Here is a 20,154-nt window from a genome sequence, read left to right on the forward strand (position 1 = left end):
CGGAACCATCGTCTACTCCACCATCGGAAGTGATTGATCCGCCATCGGAACAGTTATCGCTCCAAGTGGTATCTAAACTTTCTGGCCATGCTGTGTTACAGCCGTCTAACATATAGTCGTCTATATCGGCTATCGTTGGATCTGTCTCGTCGTACATTCTTGAGACACGTACCGTTTCTGTGGCATCGTTACCACAAGCATCAGTCACACTAAAGGTGTATAATCTATATTGGATACAACCGTCAGAACCATCGTCTACTCCGCCATCGGAAGTGATTGATCCGCCATCGGAACAGTTATCGCTCCAAGTGGTGTCTAAACTTTCTGGCCATGCTGTGTTACAGCCGTCTAACATATAGTCGTCTATATCAGCTATCGTTGGATCTGTCTCGTCGTACATTCTTGAGACACGTACCGTTTCTGTGGCATCGTTACCACAAGCATCAGTCACACTAAAGGTGTATAATCTATATTGGATACAACCGTCGGAACCATCGTCTACTCCGCCATCGGATGTGATTGATCCGCCATCGGAACAGTTATCGCTCCAAGTGGTATCTAAACTTTCTGGCCATGCTGTGTTACAGCCGTCTAACATATAGTCGTCTATATCAGCTATCGTTGGATCTGTCTCGTCGTACATTCTTGAGACACGTACCGTTTCTGTGGCATCGTTACCACAAGCATCAGTCACACTAAAGGTGTATAATCTATATTGGATACAACCGTCAGAACCATCGTCTACTCCGCCATCGGAAGTGATTGATCCGCCATCGGAACAGTTATCGCTCCAAGTGGTGTCTAAACTTTCTGGCCATGCTGTGTTACAGCCGTCTAACATATAGTCGTCTATATCAGCTATCGTTGGATCTGTCTCGTCGACTGCAACAGTAAATGTAGTTTCGCAAAATTCTTCTTGATCACATTCGTCTGATACAGTATACCTTATTTTAGCAACACCTCCATCACAAAAGTTAGGCGCAACAAAATTTTCTAACGCAACCTCTACATCATCTAAATAGTATGTATAAGCTTCGGTTACAACACCACCGCCTCCAGTATATGAAAATCCTGAATTATCCATCCATGCTGTAAAAGCTGTTGCGATATCATCCTCACAATCTACATTCACATTAGTAGGACATGAAGGTACTAATATTTCAGCTTGTGTTCCTTGAGTAACAGTTGCTGGATTACTTTCTGCTGTACAACCAGCTATACCATTTCTTATAATTGTAGCTTCTGCCATATAAGTTCCAACGGTCGCTTCATAAGTACTATTTACAGCACCTGGAATAATATCCCATGATTCCGTTGCTTCATTCCATTCATACCATTGATAATCATAAGAAACTCCTGGTGGACTTGAAGGAGGTACTGTTGTTACTGTTAGAGTAGCTGAAGTTTCAAAGCACTCATATTCGGCATCATCTACTTCTACAACAATTTCTGGTTGATCACCTAAATTAAATGGTCCTGCCATATCTTTTAATGATGATGTAAATGACGCTGAAGATCTTGATTTTACAATAACACTTCCTAATGGGTTTTCACAGGATCCGCTTTCTGATTGTGTGTCGAATCCTAATAATGTAGAGTTAATCGCGAATTCTACAAACGTATCTGTTGGATATTCAAATACTTGATCTCCTCCAGAGTCTATAGTTCCCCATGGTGGAGCTGCCGTAGGACCAGTATTGTTTAATTGCGAAAATACTGGTACTTGAGAAATTCCTTGTCTTAAGGTAATTCTTGCATAACCAAAGTTAGACTCGTCGCCTTCTATAGAATTGGTACAAGCAGCAAAAACATAGCCATTACCATCATCATAAAAATCAAAAGGTCTGTCTCCTAAGGTGTTGAAATTATCAAAATCTGCATCGGTAGGGAAGTCATTTTTATCAATCCATACTAATAATGTTATATCTGCTTCTCTACCGCCTTGTTTATAATCTACTGAAAGTAAAATATCACCATGCTCTTCCACATTACCGGTGGCTCCAAATTTATATGTGGTATGTCCACAATCTAGTCCTTCTTCAGTAGGGTTTTCATAAACTATATTAAACCCATCTAATTGGATTCGTTTTCTAAAATATTCAAAATCTAAGTGATTACTACCATCTGCATCTGAGGTTGAGGCTGCAATATAAGCCCATTGAAATGTAATTGGAAAGTCTCTTCTTAAGTGGGCATAAACATCAATAATATCAGTTTTTGCAGGTACATCACCTACTTTTAACTCCCATGCTCTTGGATCATCAAAATTTTTATTGATGGATTGATCAAACACTGTTGCATCTTGGTTACTTCCTGCCACGTATTGATCTCTATAAAACGCTGCATCAATCCATATACGACCATCGCCTTCGGGTGTTGAGTACAGTGGGGCTGATTGTCGTAGTTCAGCAAAGTTATTCTGACCAGAATTAATTCCAGAAATAGCAGATAACGCTTCTGGTGAAAAGATATCGATAATTCCAGCTCCAGTAGCTGTGTTACCGTCTGGTTCTGTATCTAACCAATCATCAATTCCTAATGCTTGAGTAACATAAGGAGGCTCTATTAAAGGCCAATAAGATAATTGATCATCATACACATCACCGTCGATACCAAAATCGGCATGAACGGACGTACCAGTATCAATAGTCTGGGATTGAAGTGTGTTAGTAAAACACATACAACAGACTATAACAAAAAAGATCATGAATTTTTTCCAGAGAACCTCCCTAAAAAAAAGCATTGTAATGTTGTTAGCATTCATGGTTAAATAGTTTTAAGATTAAACAATAACCATAAACATTAGCTAACGCTAAGAACAAAAAGTAGCTTGAGCAAAAATCTAACTCTTTATATTACGAAGAGTTAAATACTGCTATTAATCATAATTTTATGCTATTATATATTTAGTAAAGGTATGTAACAAATATATATATATTTTGAATTTAAAACTAAGAAAAACACAATAACTTTTTGATTTATAGGAATTTACGCACACTATAAATGATTAAAAAAAACTCTAAAACCCTTATTTTAAAGTCGTTTTGCAATATTGACCTAAACAAAAAAGCGCAACCATAATGGTTGCGCTTTTTAAAATAAATTTAGTATAAAAAACGTTATTTTACTTCTTCAAAGTCAACGTCTTCTACATCGCTACCTTCGTCGTTATTGTCACTACCAGCATTTCCTTCTGGTTGCGCTCCAGCGCCGTTGGCTTGTGCTTCTTGCTGTGCTTTATACATGTCTTCGCTAGCTACTTTCCAAGCTTCGTTGATTTTTTCTAAAGCTGGTTCGATAACCGCAATATCTTTAGATTCGTATGCTTTTTTAAGCTCTTCTAAAGCCTCTTCGATTGGTTTTTTCTTATCATCAGATAATTTATCACCAAATTCTTTCAGCTGACTTTCTGTTTGGAAAATCATTGCATCGGCTTGATTTAACTTATCGGCAGTTTCTTTTGCTTTAGCATCGGCTTCAGCATTGGCTTCTGCTTCTTGTTTCATCTTTTCGATTTCTTCTTCAGTTAATCCAGAAGATGCTTCAATTCTAATATCTTGTTTTTTTCCTGTAGCTTTATCTTCAGCAGATACTTTAATAATACCGTTGGCATCAATATCGAAGGTTACTTCAATTTGAGGGGTTCCTCGTTTTGCTGGTGGAATACCATCTAAATGGAAACGACCAATGGTTTTGTTATCGGCTGCCATAGGACGTTCACCTTGCAATACGTGAATTTCTACTGAAGGCTGATTATCTGCAGCTGTTGAGAACACTTGCGATTTCTTTGTAGGAATCGTTGTGTTTGCCTCGATAAGCTTGGTCATAACATTACCCATGGTTTCGATTCCAAGTGATAATGGTGTTACGTCTAATAATAGTACATCTTTAACATCGCCTGTTAATACACCACCTTGAATTCCAGCTCCAATAGCAACAACCTCGTCTGGGTTAACCCCTTTACTTGGTTTTTTATTGAAGAATTTTTCTACAGCTTCCTGTACGGCAGGAATACGTGTAGAACCACCTACTAGAATAATCTCGTCGATATCGCTAGTTGATAATCCTGCTGCTTTAAGTGCAGATTCACAAGGCTCGATAGTACGTTTTACTAAATCGGCAATTAATTGCTCGAATTTAGAACGTGTTAAAGTACGTACCAAGTGCTTTGGTCCACTAGCAGTTGCCGTGATATATGGTAAGTTAATTTCTGTTTGTGCAGAAGATGATAATTCAATCTTTGCTTTTTCGGCAGCCTCTTTTAAACGTTGTAATGCCATAGCATCTTTGCGTAAGTCCATATCTTCTTCAGATTTGAACTCTTCGGCTAACCAATTAATAATTTTTTCATCTACATCATCACCACCTAAGTGTGTATCTCCATCGGTAGATAATACCTCAAAAACGCCATCTCCTAATTCTAGGATAGATACGTCATGTGTACCACCACCAAAATCGAATACTACAATTTTTTGGTCTGAATCTTTTTTATCTAAACCATAAGCTAAAGCTGCAGCAGTAGGCTCGTTAATAATACGTTCTACTTTTAAACCTGCAATTTCTCCGGCTTCTTTAGTTGCTTGACGTTGTGAATCGTTAAAGTATGCTGGAACGGTAATTACAGCTCCTGTAACATCTTGGCCTAGATAATCTTCGGCAGTTTTCTTCATTTTTTGAAGAATCATAGCCGAAAGTTCTTGTGGTGTATATAAACGACCGTCGATATCTACTCTTGGTGTATCGTTATCGCCTTTTACCACTTTATATGGTACGCGTTCTGCTTCTCTTTGAGACTCAGAATATTTGTTTCCCATAAAACGTTTAATAGAATAAACGGTTTTGTGTGGGTTTGTAACTGCTTGACGTTTTGCTGGGTCGCCTACTTTAATTTCGCCACCTTCAACAAAAGCAATTACAGATGGTGTAGTACGCTTACCTTCTGCATTTGGGATTACAACGGGTTCGTTACCTTCCATTACTGAAACGCACGAGTTGGTTGTACCTAAATCAATTCCAATAATTTTACTCATAACTTTTTGTTTCTGTATTTTTGTTTCGTTCTTGTTTTCTAGTTACAAGAACATTTATTATTCATTTTATACTCATCAAGTATTTGTCAATCTTTATGCCAACATTTTCATACTGACAAGCTGTCACCTGTAAAAATTAAACTATTACCTTTTATGTATATTTTATTCAGAAAATTGAATATTTAGTTTTAACTTAGAGAAAATTATACCAACCAACTATTTATGAAAAACGCTTTATTTGTTGCTCTTATACTCTTTTCTGTAGGACTAAGTTTTGGGCAATCTAATCAAACAGATAGTCTAACAACACCCCAAAAGAAAATTAAAAAAGTAGATTTTAGTGTGATGCCATTTGTAAGTTACAATCGTAATTTAGAGTTTATGTTTGGGGCAATTCCTATGATGATGTATAAACTAAATAAAGAGGATAATACTTCTCCTAAATCCTTGACCGGTCTTTCCGCAGTTTATACAACTAATAGTTCTTATTTTCTAGCCTTTTTTAATCAGTTTTATTTTAAAGAAGATACTTGGCGGGGTAAATTATTTGCTGTTCATGGCGATAATAATTCACAATTTTACATGGAAGGCATTGAAGCTTCTGGATTTTATGATTATGGCACCTTGACAACTATTATAAGTGCAGGAATACAACGTAAAGTAATAGATAAGTTATATGTAGGGCTTACTTATACGTTTGCACATTATGATACGGAATACGAAAATGAGGTATTACCACAATCTACAACCCAAACAAATGCGTTAGAAATTAATGCACTATACGATGGTAGAAATGCGGTTTATTACCCTACAAAAGGTGAAAAAGCTCAATTTAAATTTATTTCTTTCCCAACATGGTTTGGAAATGATGTACAAGCCAATAAAATAGTAAGTGAATACAATAAATATTTTTCAATGAAAAATGAACGCGATGTTGTAGCTGCTAGATTTGCTGGAAAATTTGGGCTTGGTGATATTGCTTTTGAGCAACAACAAACCTTAGGCGGTAAAGATATTCGCGGTTACTCTGAAGGGAAATATCGTGGTGAGGGTTTAATGGCTATTCAAGGTGAATATCGCCTTAATTTTCATAAAAAAATGGGTATCGTAGGTTTTGCAGGCTTAGCCACCATTTACGGTTCTAGTAATGATGATTTTAATTGGAAAGCTTATCCAGGTATTGGTCTAGGATATCGCTACAAAGCATTTAAAACTGTAAACTTTAACATAGGGCTTGATGCTGCTGTTGGAAAGGATGATTGGGGTATTTACTTTAGAATTGGTGAAGCCTTTTAATACGCTGCTAACTTGAGCTTTTAATAACCTAAAGAAACTTTCATTTACACTCAAGCTGAATTTAACTGTACATTTCATGTGTTTGGAATGAAACTTACATATATTTGCCGAAAATATACAACGTTTTCGTAAATGGAATGTATCTCGGTTTTTGATATGCTTAAAATTGGTGTAGGACCTTCAAGTTCGCACACCTTAGGTCCATGGCGCGCTGCCGAAAGATGGATTAAAGAGTTAAAAGACAAAAAACGCTTTGATAAAGTTGAAAAAATTTCAGTAGATCTTTATGGGTCACTATCGTTAACAGGCAAAGGACATGCCACAGATTATGCGGTTATGTTAGGCTTAAATGGCGCCGATCCAGAACGTATGCCAACCGAGAATATTGATATAATCATATCTAATATAAAAAATACAAATACACTTGTATTTAATAACGAAAAAACACTGCCATTTAGCATAGATACCGATATTCGTTTTAATAAAAAGTTCTTACCATTTCATGCCAATGCCTTAACATTTACAGCAACCATAAATGGCCGCAACTATAAATCTACCTTCTATTCTATTGGAGGCGGTTTTGTTGTAAAAGAAGAGCGAAAAAACGCTAAAGCAAATAAAATTATATTCTACTGTACATTTCCTTATCCTACTCAAAATGGGGTAGAATTATTAAAATACTGTAAAGATTTAAACCTTCCTATTTCTGGTGTTGTGTTGGAAAACGAAAAATCTATCAGAGATACAGAAACCATAGATGCTGAGCTAAAACGCATTTGGGATACCATGCTAGAATGCATGTACCTTGGTTGCCATACCGAAGGCGAGCTTCCTGGCGGACTTAATGTTAGAAGACGAGCTTATGACATGCATCAAAAATTAAAAGGTGAACTAACTTATAATTCGCCTGAAGAATGGTTGCAAGTTATTAGACAAACGGAAGTTAAGTTTAGACAAATTTTAAAATGGGTAAGCTGTTTTGCTTTAGCTGTAAACGAAGTTAACGCCTCTTTAGGTCGTGTTGTAACTGCACCTACAAATGGTAGCGCTGGTGTAATTCCATCGGTACTTATGTATTATATGGTTATTGAAAATCATGAAGCAAATTTTAAACACATAAAACAATTTTTATTAGTAGCAGGTGAAATAGGTAGTATCTTTAAAAAAGGGGCCACTATTAGTGCTGCAATGGGTGGTTGTCAAGCTGAAATAGGCGTATCATCGGCTATGGCTGCAGGAGCGCTTTGCGAATTACTGGGCGGCACACCAGAACAAGTCTTAATGGCTGCCGAAATTGCTATGGAGCATCACTTGGGCTTAACTTGTGATCCTATTGGAGGCTTGGTGCAAGTCCCGTGTATAGAACGCAATTCTATGGGAGCTATAAAAGCTATTAATGCAGCTGAGTTAGCATTGGATAGCGACCCGACAAAAGCAAAAGTACCTTTAGATAAAGTTGTTAATACTATGTGGGAAACTGCCAAAGACATGAATTCTAAATACAAAGAAACTAGCGAAGGTGGTTTAGCTGTTGGAGTTAACTTAGTTGATTGCTAATTTTGGCAGCCTTCTCGCCTTCTAGTATCAATAAGATAAATAATTTTCCAAGTTCCATTATCGTTAAATAACTGGAAAGAGTTTACACCACAATGACTAAAACTACCATTAAACCAAAATTCATAAGGTGTCCAGGCATTAGCCATATTACCATCTACTTGAATATTATAACTTAGTAGTTTTTCGTTCCATTTTTGCTCTTCAGGGCGGTTACCTATTGCAGAAATTAACTTTGAAAGATCCTCTGATACTAATTGATCCTTACCTTCTTTATCCTTAAACGCCGTTTGCAACAATACTTTATCTGCCAAAACCGATTTCATTAAAGTAGTATCCCCCTTATGAAACCCTTCAAAAAAAGTTTCAATAGTATGCTTAACCTTCATTTCGGAATTGGTTTGGCCAATGGCAGTAGTAACTATCAAACAAGCTACAAATCGTAAAATTTTTATCATAATAACAAACTTTAGGGTTACTAAAATAGAAGAAAGTTGTTTTTAAAATTATCAAATAAAGAAAAGTTTAACAGTTATACCATTGCATTTTGTTAATTTTACAATCCAATAAAAATAAAACTATGTCAACAGCAAAAAAAGAATATAAACGGGTTACTGTAAAGTCGTTAATCGACATGAAACAATCTGGCGAGAAAATCTCCATGTTAACAGCTTACGATTATACTATGGCAAAAATTGTTGACGGCGCCGGGATTGATGTTATTTTAGTTGGCGACTCGGCTAGTAATGTTATGGCTGGACATGAAACCACACTGCCCATTACCTTAGATCAAATGATTTATCATGCCTCTTCGGTTATTCGAGCAATTGATAGATCTCTAGTTGTTGTTGATTTACCCTTTGGAACCTACCAAAGCGACCCTAAAGAAGCCCTCCGTTCTGCTATTAGAATCATGAAAGAAAGTGGCGGACATGCTGTAAAACTAGAAGGAGGAAAAGAAATTAAAGACTCTATAAAACGTATTCTAAATGCTGGTATTCCTGTTATGGGACATTTAGGATTAACTCCTCAATCTATATATAAGTTTGGTACTTATACCGTAAGAGCCAAAGAGGAAGAGGAAGCTAAACAACTTATTTCTAATGCCAAAATGTTAGAAAAAATAGGCTGTTTTGCAGTTGTTCTTGAAAAAATTCCTGCAGAACTTGCCAAACAAGTAGCTGACGAATTAACTATTCCTGTTATTGGTATAGGTGCCGGAAATGGCGTTGATGGCCAAGTTTTAGTATTGCATGATATGATTGGTATGACTCATGAGTTCAACCCACGTTTTCTACGTCGTTATATGAATTTATATGAAGACATGACCACAGCTATTTCACAATATGTAGACGATGTGAAGTCTGTAAGTTTTCCTAATGAAAATGAGCAATATTAATTGTGAGTAAAACTTTTTCAAACAAATCCAACTTACAAGTACTCTATGAAGACAACCATATTATTGTGGTGAATAAACGTGCTGGCGATATTGTTCAAGGTGATAAAACAGGCGACAAACCTTTAAGCGATGTTGTAAAAAGCTATCTAAAAGATAAATACAAAAAGCCTGGAAATGTTTATTTAGGTGTCGTTCATAGATTAGACAGACCTACAACAGGTATTGTTTTATTCTCTAAAACCAGTAAAGCATTACCACGTTTAAATAAGCTTTTCGCAGAAAAGAAAGCACAAAAAACATATTGGGCTTTAGTTAAAAATACACCACCAAAACCTCAAGATACTTTGGTACATTGGTTACGAAAAAATCCTAAAAACAATAAATCAACAGCATTTATTAAGGAGACGAATAATAGTAAAAAAGCGATTCTTCACTATAAAATTCTAAAAAAATTAGACCATTATTTTCTATTAGAAATAGAATTAGAAACCGGTAGGCATCATCAAATAAGATGTCAGTTAGCGAGTATTGGTTGCCCTATAAAAGGTGATTTAAAATATGGTTTTAACCGAAGTAATCCAGACGCTAGTATTAGTTTACATGCCAGACAGCTAGAATTTACACATCCAGTTAAAAAAGAACCTATACAAATTATAGCACCATTACCTAACGATGCGTTGTGGCAGGCTTGTAATAACTAAACTAATGGGTAATTTAGAACTAGTTTAGTCCCTTCTCCTTGCTTAGATGTTAAATTAAAACTTGTTTTTATTAATTCGGCGCGACTTTTCATATTGATTAATCCAGAACCTTTTTCGGCTAGTGCAACATCAAAACCTTTACCGTTATCGGCTACTGTAATTTCTAATATGTTGGGTTGATAATTTAATTGAATAGAAAGTGTATCTGCTTCAGAGTATTTTATCGAGTTAGAAAAGAACTCTTGTAATATTCTAAATAAAATAACTTGATGCTTTTTATCTTGTAAGGGTTTTTCTTCTCCTACAATATTAAAATTAACAGTTTCAAACTTTAAGCGCTCTAATCGTGTTACTTCATTTTTAATAGAATCAATTAGCCCCATATTTAACAATACATCGTTATTTAAGGATTTTGAAAGCGCTCTTACTTCCTGTAAACTTTGTTTAATGGTTTCGGAAGTGGCATTTAAAGTAGGCTTTACCTTCTCTTCTACTTGAGCATTTAGCATATTCATTTGCATATTGGCATAGGCTAACAATTGTCCAACATTATCATGGAGTTCCCATCCAATATTTTTTAAGGTTTGTTCTTGTACTTCGGTTTGGGCGCGTTGCATTTCTTTATCAAATGCACGCTGTTGCTTTATTTTATCCATAAGCAACTTATTTTTTCGTTTTTGAAAAAACACAAAAAATACAATAACCAAAGCGGTAAGTATCACCAAAACTGCTATCATATAGATAAGCAAGTAGCGTTGAGCATCTGTAGTGACTAATTGTTCTGTGGTTTGCACCATAATAAAGCAAAACTAAAGGTTAAATACATAAACATAATGGCTCCTAAATATATTTGCCATTTTAATACAACAAAGTTCCAATCGGCTGTGGTAAAATATACATTGTAAAATGACATAGGTGTTATAATTAACTCCCAAATAAACAATACGGCAGCAATATAAAAATTAAGCGATTTGTAAAAGTTTAAAATTTTATCTGATAGCAACACCTCTATAAAATAAAATATACAACACAAAAAGATGATTGCCGCTCCAAATATTTTTAAACTAATATGAGTAAAATATAAAAACAGACTTTCAAAATGTATTGCATAATAAGTTAAATAAGTAATAACGTAACTTATTGTAAGTACTTTAATCACTTGTTTAAAGTACTTATTTTTAAGAATCTTTAAAAAGTATAGAATAAAAAACAAGCGTGCGAAAAAAAAGCTAAAAATAGAATACCACCAGTAATTTTTTTCAAACCAGGTACCTTCTATTTTAGGTTTTATAAAATGAAGCCACTTATAATTATTAATATCAGTCATATAGCCACCTAAACGGTCTACCAATACCCAATAAATTACTATATAAATAAAGTACTTAGCTGTAGTATGTTTATATTTTTTTAGGCAAAACACACCAATGATAGCGGCCAGCATTTCTACTGACCGCACTAATAAAACATAATTCTGTCTTAAAAATTCTTCCAAAGAAAATTATTGTGGGTAGTTAGCACTTGGCGGTTCGCCATTTTCTCCATTATTCAACCCATCGCCTTCAGAAATATCACCACTTCCTTTTAATGTAGGTAAAGGAGAACTGCTGCCTTCTTCTAGATTTTTAGTTCCTGTAGGAATTAAAAACATGGTGGTATACCCTACTTGGTCGCCTTCGTTAGCATGGGCGCCTAAATAAATACGCACACCATCCATTGTATAACCTAATTCTTTAGCTTGGTTTTCGGCATAATCTAAATAGTTACGCATATCTTCTAGCGAATACCAACTAGAGCGATTATCTGGTCGCTTTACAATAGAATCGCTAATTAACTCATGTCTAGAGTTAAAAGCAGCATCTAAGGTTTTCGCTTCTTTTGATGTAATAACACCTTTTGGTTTAATAATTTCTGGTTCTTCTGCCATATTATCTGGTTTTAAATATAAATAACATAATAACATCCCTAACAGAACTCCTAAAATAAGTAAAGCAAGTTTTTTCATAATGTGTTAGAATTGATTAATAACGGTTTTAAATGTATTAAAAAGTTAGAATATGAACAGCTTAATAAGAAAAATATTACAATATATTTTACACTAGCCTAGCCAACCTTCTCGGTCTAAACTTCTATATTGAATAGCTTCTGTAATATGTTGTCCTTGAATAGTAGGTGATTCTTCTAAATCTGCAATGGTTCTTGCTACTTTTAAAATTCTATCATAAGCTCTAGCTGAAAGATTTAAACGTTCCATAGCTGTTTTTAACAATTCTTTAGAGGGTTCGTCTAAAGCACAATATTGTCGAATTTGCTTGGTATTCATTTGGGCATTATAGTGTATACTATCATTATCTTTAAATCGCTGTGTTTGGACATCTCTTGCTACTGTAACGCGTTTTCGTATATCTACTGAAGATTCTCCTCTTCTATCATCTGATAATTTTTCAAAAGGTACTGGAGTCACTTCTATATGAATATCAATTCTATCTAACAAAGGCCCTGATATTTTACTTAAATAGCGTTGCATTTCGGCAGGAGAAGACGTTACGGGAGCATCAGGGTCGTTAAAATAACCACTCGGACTTGGATTCATACTGGCCACCAACATAAAAGACGATGGATAAGTTACTGTAAACCTAGCTCTGGAAATGGTAACTTCTCTATCCTCTAACGGTTGTCTCATAACTTCTAAAACGGTTCGTTTAAACTCAGGAAGTTCATCTAAAAACAATACACCATTATGCGCTAATGAAATTTCGCCTGGTTGTGGATAAGTCCCACCACCAACTAATGCGACATCACTAATAGTATGATGTGGACTGCGAAAAGGACGCTGTGCCATAAGTCCAGTGTGAGCTTTTACTCTACCAACAACCGAATGTATTTTGGTGGTTTCTAAAGCTTCATGAAGTGTCATTGGGGGCAAAATACTAGGTAACCGTTTCGCTAACATGGTTTTTCCTGCTCCTGGTGGACCAATTAAAATAATATTATGACCGCCAGCTGCTGCAATTTCCATGCATCGTTTTATAGACTCTTGCCCTTTAACATCGGCAAAGTCGAACTCTGGAAAATCTAAATTCTTATAAAACTCTTGTCGTGTATCGATAACCGTTTGCTCTAACGTATCACCTTTATCAAAATGATTAATAACTTGTTTGATATTGTCAACACCAAATACATTTAAATCATTAACTATGGCTGCTTCTTTAGCATTCTGACTTGGCAAGATAAAGTTTTTAAAGCCTTCTTCTCTAGCTTTAACAGCTATGGGTAAAGCACCTTTTATGGGTTGCAAGTCACCATCAAGAGACAACTCGCCCATGATTAAATAGTCTTCTAAATGGTCTGCTTTTATTTGTTTTGAAGCAGCTAAAATACCTATAGCCAATGTAACATCGTAAGCACTGCCTTCTTTACGTAAATCGGCAGGTGACATGTTAATGATAATTTTCTTCCCTGGAATTTTATACCCATTATTTTGAAGAGCTGCCGCAATACGGTAATTACTTTCTTTTATAGCATTATCTGGCAAACCTACTAAATGATAGCCAATACCAGAATCAACATTAACCTCTACAATTATAGTTGTTGCTTCGACACCAAAAACGGCACTTCCAAAAACTTTTTTGAGCATGAAAAAGACTTGTTTGCTCTTAAATGTAGGAAAAAAAATTAAATTATCTAGAATGTACCTACAACGCCAAAAGTATTGTACCCTGCTTTAAATCGCCAAGAAATTTTATTTTTTGTAGCTTCTGGATAGCGGTTGGCTTTGTTTAAATAGTTATCTATACTATCAACAGTTAGAATACTTATTACTGTACCAAAAACAACATCGGTAGCCCAATGTGCACGATCCCACATTCTTGACAATGGTGTTATAGATCCTACAGCATAAATACCTGCTTTTAACCAAATATTATCAAACTGTTTGGCAAGAGAATGTGCTAATGTCATACTTAACATGGCATGACCTGATGGAAATGAATGGTGACTTGCTTTACTACTAAACATTTCAAAATCGTGTTTTCCTAAACCTGCTCCAGGTCTTGCACGGCCTACAACAGTTTTTATAACCGTTTGGAATACGCCCGTTGCTGTGGCAGAAGAAATCATTAAAACGCCTGTTCGTCTTACTTTTTCATTTTTGGTTAATAAGCCTCCGGCATAAATACCTCCTATAATTAAGTAGTTGTATTGTGGTTTTCCTAAATACCATCCAAAGTCTTTTATACCTTGTGGTATATCTTTACCTTGATTTCCAAAATAAGTATCTAAATCTGTATCGACAGAATAAAACAGCGCTTCACCAGCGATAATGGCTCCTGCAGTTAACCAATCGTCGCCTTCCCAATGAAATGGTCTTGAATACACGTGCGTGATGCCTTTAAAAGCCGATACGCCATCGTATTTTATTTTTTCCCATGTTGTTTGTTGATCTGGTAATGAGTCTGTTGGTTGCTCTATTGTATTTATTTGCGAAAACGCTAATCCACAACAAAGAAAAACACAACTTAAAAAGAATCGTTTCATTTATATCTTATCTTAAAACTGTAAATTCTATCGAAGAATCGTTAAATACCTTATGCGTTTGCGCTTTAAAATCGGTTTCTTTAGCTTCAAAAATATTATCTACATAAGTTTGCGGATTAATATCTATATAAGGGAAAAACGTACTTTGAACCTGTATTTGTATTTTATGTCCTTTTTTAAAGGTATGAAAAATATCTTGTAGCTTGATATTTACATTGGTTTTCTCATTTGGCTTAAAAGGCTCTGGAGCGGACATACTGTTTCTAAACCTTCCACGCATCACTTCACTTCTAACCATCATATGGTAATTGCTTAATTTTAAGTGATCCTGTACATCGTTAGTACTTTCGGTATTGTTAGGAAAAACATCTATAACCTTTACAATCCAATCGGCGGCAGTTCCCGTAGTCGCTACTTTTAGCTTTGCTAAAATATCTCCAGCCATCGTAATGTCACCTTTTAAAGGTTCTGTTTCAAATACTAAAACATCTGGGCGTCTAGCGGAAAAACGCTGGTCGTCTGTCATGAATTTTCGTGGTGTAAACACCACTTTAATATCTTCTGAATATGGTACAGGTTTCTTTGGGTCGCTAATAAATTCAGATGCACTAATCTCTTTGCTTGCTTTTTGAGTTAGCTTTTCATCTGTTTGCAAAAAGAAACTCATTTTACTGGTGCTTTCTGGTGGCCATGCGTTAAACGACGCCCATGTTTTGGTTCCTGTATTAAACATATGAGCTTCTGGTAATGCTGTTTTTCCATTAGCTTCACCTTTAAGGAAATGATTAAAAAACTTGGTTTCTATATTTTTTTGAAAATAATCTGAAATACTATCACCAAAATGAATGTTCCCTATCACTTGTCTATCATTAGATCTTGCCCAATCGCCATGACTCCATGGTCCAAAAACAATAGTGTTGTAATTATTTTCACTATGCTTTTCAATACTTTTATAGGTGTTAAATGGGCCATATAAATCTTCGGCATCAAATAAGCCACCAACAACCATAGTTGCCGGTTTTATATTTTTTAAATGCTGAATAATGCCTCGTTTTTGCCAAAATTCGTCGTACGTATTGTGTTCTTTTAGTTGTTCCCAAAATACGTTATCCTTATCATAATAACTGTTTAAACTACTTAACGGACCAGCATCTAAAAAGAATTGATATTGATCTTCTGTACCTATATCTGGAAACTCGTACCACGCTTCTGTCGTTGGTTGGTCTTTCATATAACCAAATACCGATGTCGCTCTCCAATAACTTAATAAATAGGCGCCATTGTGGTAAAAATCATCAAAAAAGAAATCACCGATACAAGCTTGCGGAGAAGCTGCTTTTAAGGCTGGATGTGCGTCTAACAATGAATATGTTGTGTAAAATCCAGGATACGAAATACCGTAAGTTCCTACTTTTCCATTATTATTTGGCACATTATTTACCAACCAATCAATGGTGTCGTAAGTATCGCTAGATTCATCTACTTGATTTTCTGTTTTATTGGGAATATAGGCACGCATATTATCGTAAACGCCTTCGCTGTTCCAGCGTCCACGCACATCTTGATATACCATAATATTGCCTTCTTCCATTAAATATTTGTTAGGACCAATTTGAGTAGGGAATTCGTTTTCACCATAAGGTCGGCAACTATATGGCGTACGCTTTAACAACATTGGATATGTTTTTGACGTATCTTTAGGAGAATAAATCGTGGTATGTAATTTTATACCATCACGCATGTCTATACTAACTTCTTTTTTTGTGTAATACTGCTCTACATAAGATAAATCAGTATCTTCACTACTTTTTATTGTTGTTTTTTTACAAGCGATTAATGTTATGCTAAAGCATAATAACACAAGTGTTTTTTTCATGACTGTTGTTAGTTTTTAGAGAGGTTAAAGATATTCAATAAAAGTCAAAAAAATGTTAATGGTTTTCTAAAGGCAAGAAATTAAAATTTGCGCCATCAAACAGCCCTTTATCACTCAATTTTAACTCAGGAATAACCAGCAATGCCATAAAACTTAGCGTCATAAAAGGTGCTTTTAATTTGCTTCCTAAGGCTTTTGCTTGTTTATCTAATTTTTCATATTGATTACCAACTGTTTCGGCATCTTGGTCACTCATAATTCCTGCCATTGGCAATGGCATACTATAATTCTTTTTATTAGATACCACAGAAATTCCTCCTTTGCTTTCAATAATTAAATTAACGGCTTTACAAATAGCGTCATCACTTACACCAACAGCAACAATATTGTGCGAATCGTGTGCTACAGAGCTTGCAATAGCACCTTCTTTTAGTCCAAACCCTTTTATAAAAGCTATTGCTGGTTTGGTGTTATTGTACCTGTTTACAACCGCTATTTTTAAAATATCTTCTGAAGTATTTGATATTATATTTCCATTTTCAACATGAGCTTTGGCTTCTATTTTTTTGGTTATTAACTCTCCATCTAAAGCTTGGATAACATTTATTGTTGAACTTGTTGAACGTGTTTTAAAGTCTGATACTTGTTTTTTATCTGTATTAAATTTATTTAAATTTTTAAACGGAACATGCTTTACAATCGAGGTGTTATTTTTAAATACACAAATACCATTTATGTATGTTTCAAGCACTTTAAAATGTTTTAAATCTTCTACTACAACTATATCGGCTTGATCGCCTTGTTTTAATAATCCAACATCCAAATTATAATGCTTTACAGGATTTATACAAGCTACTTGAAGCACTTTAAAAACATCTATTCCTTTAGATACGGCACGTTTACAAAGTTGATTAATGTGCCCTAACAATAAATCGTCTGGATGTTTGTCATCACTACAAAACATCATATTTTCAAAATGGTCTGGAAGCAAATCTATCAACGCTTCAAAGTTCTTAGCTGCGCTTCCTTCTCTAATAATGACTTTCATGCCCTTTTGAAGCTTTTCTAAACCTTCATTGTAAGTAAAACACTCATGATCTGTCGTAATTCCAGCAGAGATATAATTTTCTAAATTTTGCCCTGTAACTCCTGGCGCATGACCATCAATAGGTTTGTTGTAATGTTTTGCCCAGGCTATTTTTTTCATGACTTCTAAATCGCTATTTAACACACCTGGATAATTCATCATTTCGGCTAAATACTTAATGTCAGGATGCTGTAATAAGGTTTTAATATCTTCTGAATCGATTACTGCTCCAGCCGTTTCAAAGGCTGTTGCAGGTACACAAGATGGTGCGCCAAAATTAAACTTAAACGGTGTTTGTTTGCCATTTTCAATCATAAACTCAACGCCTTCAATTCCTAAAACATTTGCTATTTCATGTGGGTCGGAAACCGTTGCCACTGTGCCATGTTTTACTGCTATTTTAGCAAATTCACTTGGGACTAACATGGAGCTTTCTATATGAATATGTGCATCGACAAATCCTGGTAAAATATAGTTGTCAACCTGATGGTCTTTTTCTATGATAGACGTGATTTTCCCTGCGTCAATTGTGACTTCTCCTTTAAAAATCCTCTTATTTAAAATATCAACAATATTACCTTGTAATGTCATTTTTGTTACTTTTAGTAAAGCTAAAACATTTCTTATAAAAAAAGCGGGAAAAAATCCCGCTTTAATGTTTTGTATGTTTCTTTTTAATTGTCTTTAAACTTGGTTATACCACTCATCATCCATTCAAAATACTCGTTGGCATCTGGTGTATATCCTACGGTTTTTGTTAAATCGTTACCATTTGCATCTTGAATAACGTATAAGGGCTGCGCATTGGTATTATATCGTTTCTGTTGAAATTCTAACCACTTCTGTCCGTAAGTTCTAATTTTATTTCCAGAAAACTCCGATTCGTATTGTTCGTCTTTTGGTAATTTTTCTCTATCATCAACATATAACGAAATAAGTACCAACTCGTTATTAAGTAACTTGAATATGCGATCGTTTATCCACACTTGCTCTTCCATTTTACGACAATTTACACAGGTAATTCCTGTAAAGTCAAGCATAACGGGCTTGTTCACCGATTTGGCATAGGCTAAACCAGTATCGTAATCGTGAAACGCTATAATATCGTGTGGCCCAAAATGTGCGCCTTCTGGTAGCTCGCGTACTTCTTGAGAAGTTGCTGTTGTTCCCACTTGTTTTTTCATATAACCAACGCCATAAGGCGATTCGCTATTGGTACTCATTGGTGGCGGGAACCCACTTATAAGCTTAAGTGGTGCGCCCCAAAGTCCAGGAATCATATATACGGTAAAGGCTAATGTTATAATAGCTAAACTTAATCGGCCAACCGAAATATGGTTTAATGGTGAATCGTGAGGTAATTTAATTTTTCCTAAAAGATAAAGTCCTAACGTTCCAAAAATAGCTATCCAAATAGCTATAAATACTTCACGCTCTAAGAAGTGCCATTCTAATACCAAATCGACCATAGACAGGAACTTAAATGCAAAAGCTAATTCTAGGAACCCTAATACTACTTTTACCGTGTTTAACCAACCACCCGATTTTGGCATGGAGTTTAACCAACTTGGGAAAAAGGCAAACAACGCAAAAGGTAATGCTATTGCCGAAGAGAATCCTAACATACTAATAATAGGAGCAATGCCACCTTTAGTTGCAGCATCTAACAAGGCTGTGCCAGCAATTGGAAATGTACATGAAAACGATACAACTGCCAAGGCTAAAGCCATAAAAAATATGCCTAAAATGCCTCCCTTATTAGCACCTTGATCGACTTTATTTACCCACGAGTTAGGTAACATAATTTCGAAAGCACCCAAAAATGAAAAGGCAAAAATTACTAACGCAAAAAACATGATGGTATTAAACACCACTCCAGTAGAAAACTCATACATGGCATTACTACCAAACAAGGCTGAAACTGCTGTACCTAAAAGCGTATAAATTACAATAATAAAAACCCCATAAAGTAGCGCATTTTTAATACCTGACGCTCTGTTTTTACTCTGTTTGGTAAAGAAGCTTACCGTCATAGGAATCATTGGGAATACGCATGGTGTAAGTAATACTAAAAACCCTAGAAAAAAGGCCGTAAAGAATATTTTCAACAAGCCTTTAGACTCTTCTGTTTTATCTATAGTTTCTACTTCTAAAGCACTTTTATCTGTATCTGTTTTATTTGGTGAAACAGTTGTTTTTTCTTCTGTAGCTTTAGTACTATTATTTAGATTAAAGTCTATGGTTTTAAACTTGTAAATACAACGTTCGTCATCACAAGCTTGATAAGCTATTTCGACAGAAACTGTTTTTAATGTGTTTTCTAAAACTTCTATTTTTTGCGCGAAAGTGGCTTCACCATCAAAAAAATTCAACTCCATATCAAACACCTTATCATACTCGGTAATAGATTCGCTTTCTGTTACTTTTCCTATAAGCTTAAAGCTTTTATCGACTTGTGTAGAATCAAAAAGAAATTCTGTTGGTAATGGTCCATCTTCTGGAAGATGTTGCGAATACAAATGCCAATGGTCTTCTATATCGGCTTTAAAAACAAGTTCGTATTCGTTTTCTGAAGTTTTCTTAACTTCATGAGTCCATGTTACGGGTTCTAAAATTTGGGATTGAACATTAAAAAAGGTAACCAAAGTTAAGATTAATGTTGCTAAAAATGACTTCAT

15 protein-coding genes are annotated in these 20,154 nt (G+C 35.2%); 4 read left to right on the top strand and 11 right to left on the bottom strand.

The window, feature by feature from the left end; all coding sequences use genetic code 11:
- Nucleotides 1–2,680 (bottom strand): hypothetical protein (locus tag EJA19_RS04380; RefSeq protein WP_206075159.1); only part of this gene is annotated, 2,680 nt, incomplete at its 3' end.
- A gap of 439 nt (nt 2,681–3,119) precedes the next feature.
- Nucleotides 3,120–5,030, bottom strand: coding sequence for a molecular chaperone DnaK (gene dnaK, locus EJA19_RS04385; RefSeq protein ID WP_125467142.1), 1,911 nt, complete (start codon nt 5,028–5,030; stop codon nt 3,120–3,122).
- Between the two features lie 222 nt (nt 5,031–5,252).
- Here dnaK and EJA19_RS04390 point away from each other — a divergent pair, with 222 nt between their 5' ends.
- Together EJA19_RS04390 and EJA19_RS04395 are read left to right on the top strand one after the other, a co-directional pair.
- Entirely contained in the window at nt 5,253–6,326 is a 1,074-nt protein-coding gene (locus EJA19_RS04390) for a BamA/TamA family outer membrane protein (protein ID WP_125467143.1), read from the top strand.
- 132 nt (nt 6,327–6,458) lie between these two features.
- Nucleotides 6,459–7,883: an L-serine ammonia-lyase gene (locus EJA19_RS04395; RefSeq protein ID WP_125467144.1), complete on the top strand. Its 1,425-nt coding sequence runs from the start codon at nt 6,459–6,461 to the stop codon at nt 7,881–7,883.
- On the opposite strand, the gene EJA19_RS04400 is transcribed toward EJA19_RS04395, so the two are convergent.
- Entirely contained in the window at nt 7,880–8,338 is a 459-nt protein-coding gene (locus EJA19_RS04400; protein ID WP_125467145.1) for a nuclear transport factor 2 family protein, read from the bottom strand. The genes EJA19_RS04395 and EJA19_RS04400 overlap by 4 nt on opposite strands.
- Nucleotides 8,339–8,460: 122 nt before the next feature.
- Here EJA19_RS04400 and panB point away from each other — a divergent pair, with 122 nt between their 5' ends.
- On the top strand, nt 8,461–9,279 hold the full coding sequence (panB, locus tag EJA19_RS04405) for a 3-methyl-2-oxobutanoate hydroxymethyltransferase (RefSeq protein ID WP_125467146.1): 819 nt from the start codon (nt 8,461–8,463) through the stop codon (nt 9,277–9,279).
- Between the two features lie 2 nt (nt 9,280–9,281).
- Nucleotides 9,282–9,980: an RluA family pseudouridine synthase gene (locus EJA19_RS04410; RefSeq protein WP_125467147.1), complete on the top strand. Its 699-nt coding sequence runs from the start codon at nt 9,282–9,284 to the stop codon at nt 9,978–9,980.
- On the opposite strand, the gene EJA19_RS04415 is transcribed toward EJA19_RS04410, so the two are convergent.
- The 8 genes from EJA19_RS04415 to EJA19_RS04450 all read right to left on the bottom strand — a co-directional run bounded on the left by EJA19_RS04415 (nt 9,977) and on the right by EJA19_RS04450 (nt 20,154).
- The gene (locus EJA19_RS04415; protein ID WP_125467148.1) at nt 9,977–10,777 is read right to left on the bottom strand and encodes a sensor histidine kinase; all 801 of its coding nucleotides are present in this window, start codon (nt 10,775–10,777) and stop codon (nt 9,977–9,979) included. The genes EJA19_RS04410 and EJA19_RS04415 overlap by 4 nt on opposite strands.
- Nucleotides 10,753–11,472 carry a hypothetical protein gene (locus tag EJA19_RS04420; protein ID WP_125467149.1) on the bottom strand — a complete coding sequence of 240 codons (720 nt, stop codon included), beginning with the start codon at nt 11,470–11,472 and terminating at the stop codon, nt 10,753–10,755. Before EJA19_RS04420 ends, EJA19_RS04415 begins: the two co-directional genes overlap by 25 nt.
- Nucleotides 11,473–11,478: 6 nt before the next feature.
- Nucleotides 11,479–11,982 (bottom strand): hypothetical protein, encoded by a 504-nt coding sequence (locus EJA19_RS04425; RefSeq protein ID WP_125467150.1) that lies wholly within the window; start codon nt 11,980–11,982, stop codon nt 11,479–11,481.
- Between the two features lie 93 nt (nt 11,983–12,075).
- A complete protein-coding gene (locus EJA19_RS04430) occupies nt 12,076–13,614 on the bottom strand; it encodes a YifB family Mg chelatase-like AAA ATPase (RefSeq protein WP_125467151.1) in 1,539 nt (512 codons plus the stop codon).
- Nucleotides 13,615–13,661: 47 nt separating this feature from the next.
- Nucleotides 13,662–14,513, bottom strand: a complete 852-nt coding sequence (locus tag EJA19_RS04435; RefSeq protein WP_125467152.1) for a phosphatase PAP2 family protein — start codon at nt 14,511–14,513, stop codon at nt 13,662–13,664.
- Between the two features lie 7 nt (nt 14,514–14,520).
- Nucleotides 14,521–16,389: a CocE/NonD family hydrolase gene (locus EJA19_RS04440; RefSeq protein WP_125467153.1), complete on the bottom strand. Its 1,869-nt coding sequence runs from the start codon at nt 16,387–16,389 to the stop codon at nt 14,521–14,523.
- 55 nt (nt 16,390–16,444) lie between these two features.
- Nucleotides 16,445–18,067, bottom strand: a complete 1,623-nt coding sequence (ade, locus tag EJA19_RS04445; protein ID WP_125467154.1) for an adenine deaminase — start codon at nt 18,065–18,067, stop codon at nt 16,445–16,447.
- Nucleotides 18,068–18,150: 83 nt separating this feature from the next.
- Nucleotides 18,151–20,154, bottom strand: a complete 2,004-nt coding sequence (locus EJA19_RS04450; RefSeq protein WP_125467155.1) for a protein-disulfide reductase DsbD family protein — start codon at nt 20,152–20,154, stop codon at nt 18,151–18,153.

Source organism: Mangrovimonas spongiae, from assembly GCF_003944795.1.
In the GTDB taxonomy this organism is placed as follows: domain Bacteria; phylum Bacteroidota; class Bacteroidia; order Flavobacteriales; family Flavobacteriaceae; genus Mangrovimonas; species Mangrovimonas spongiae.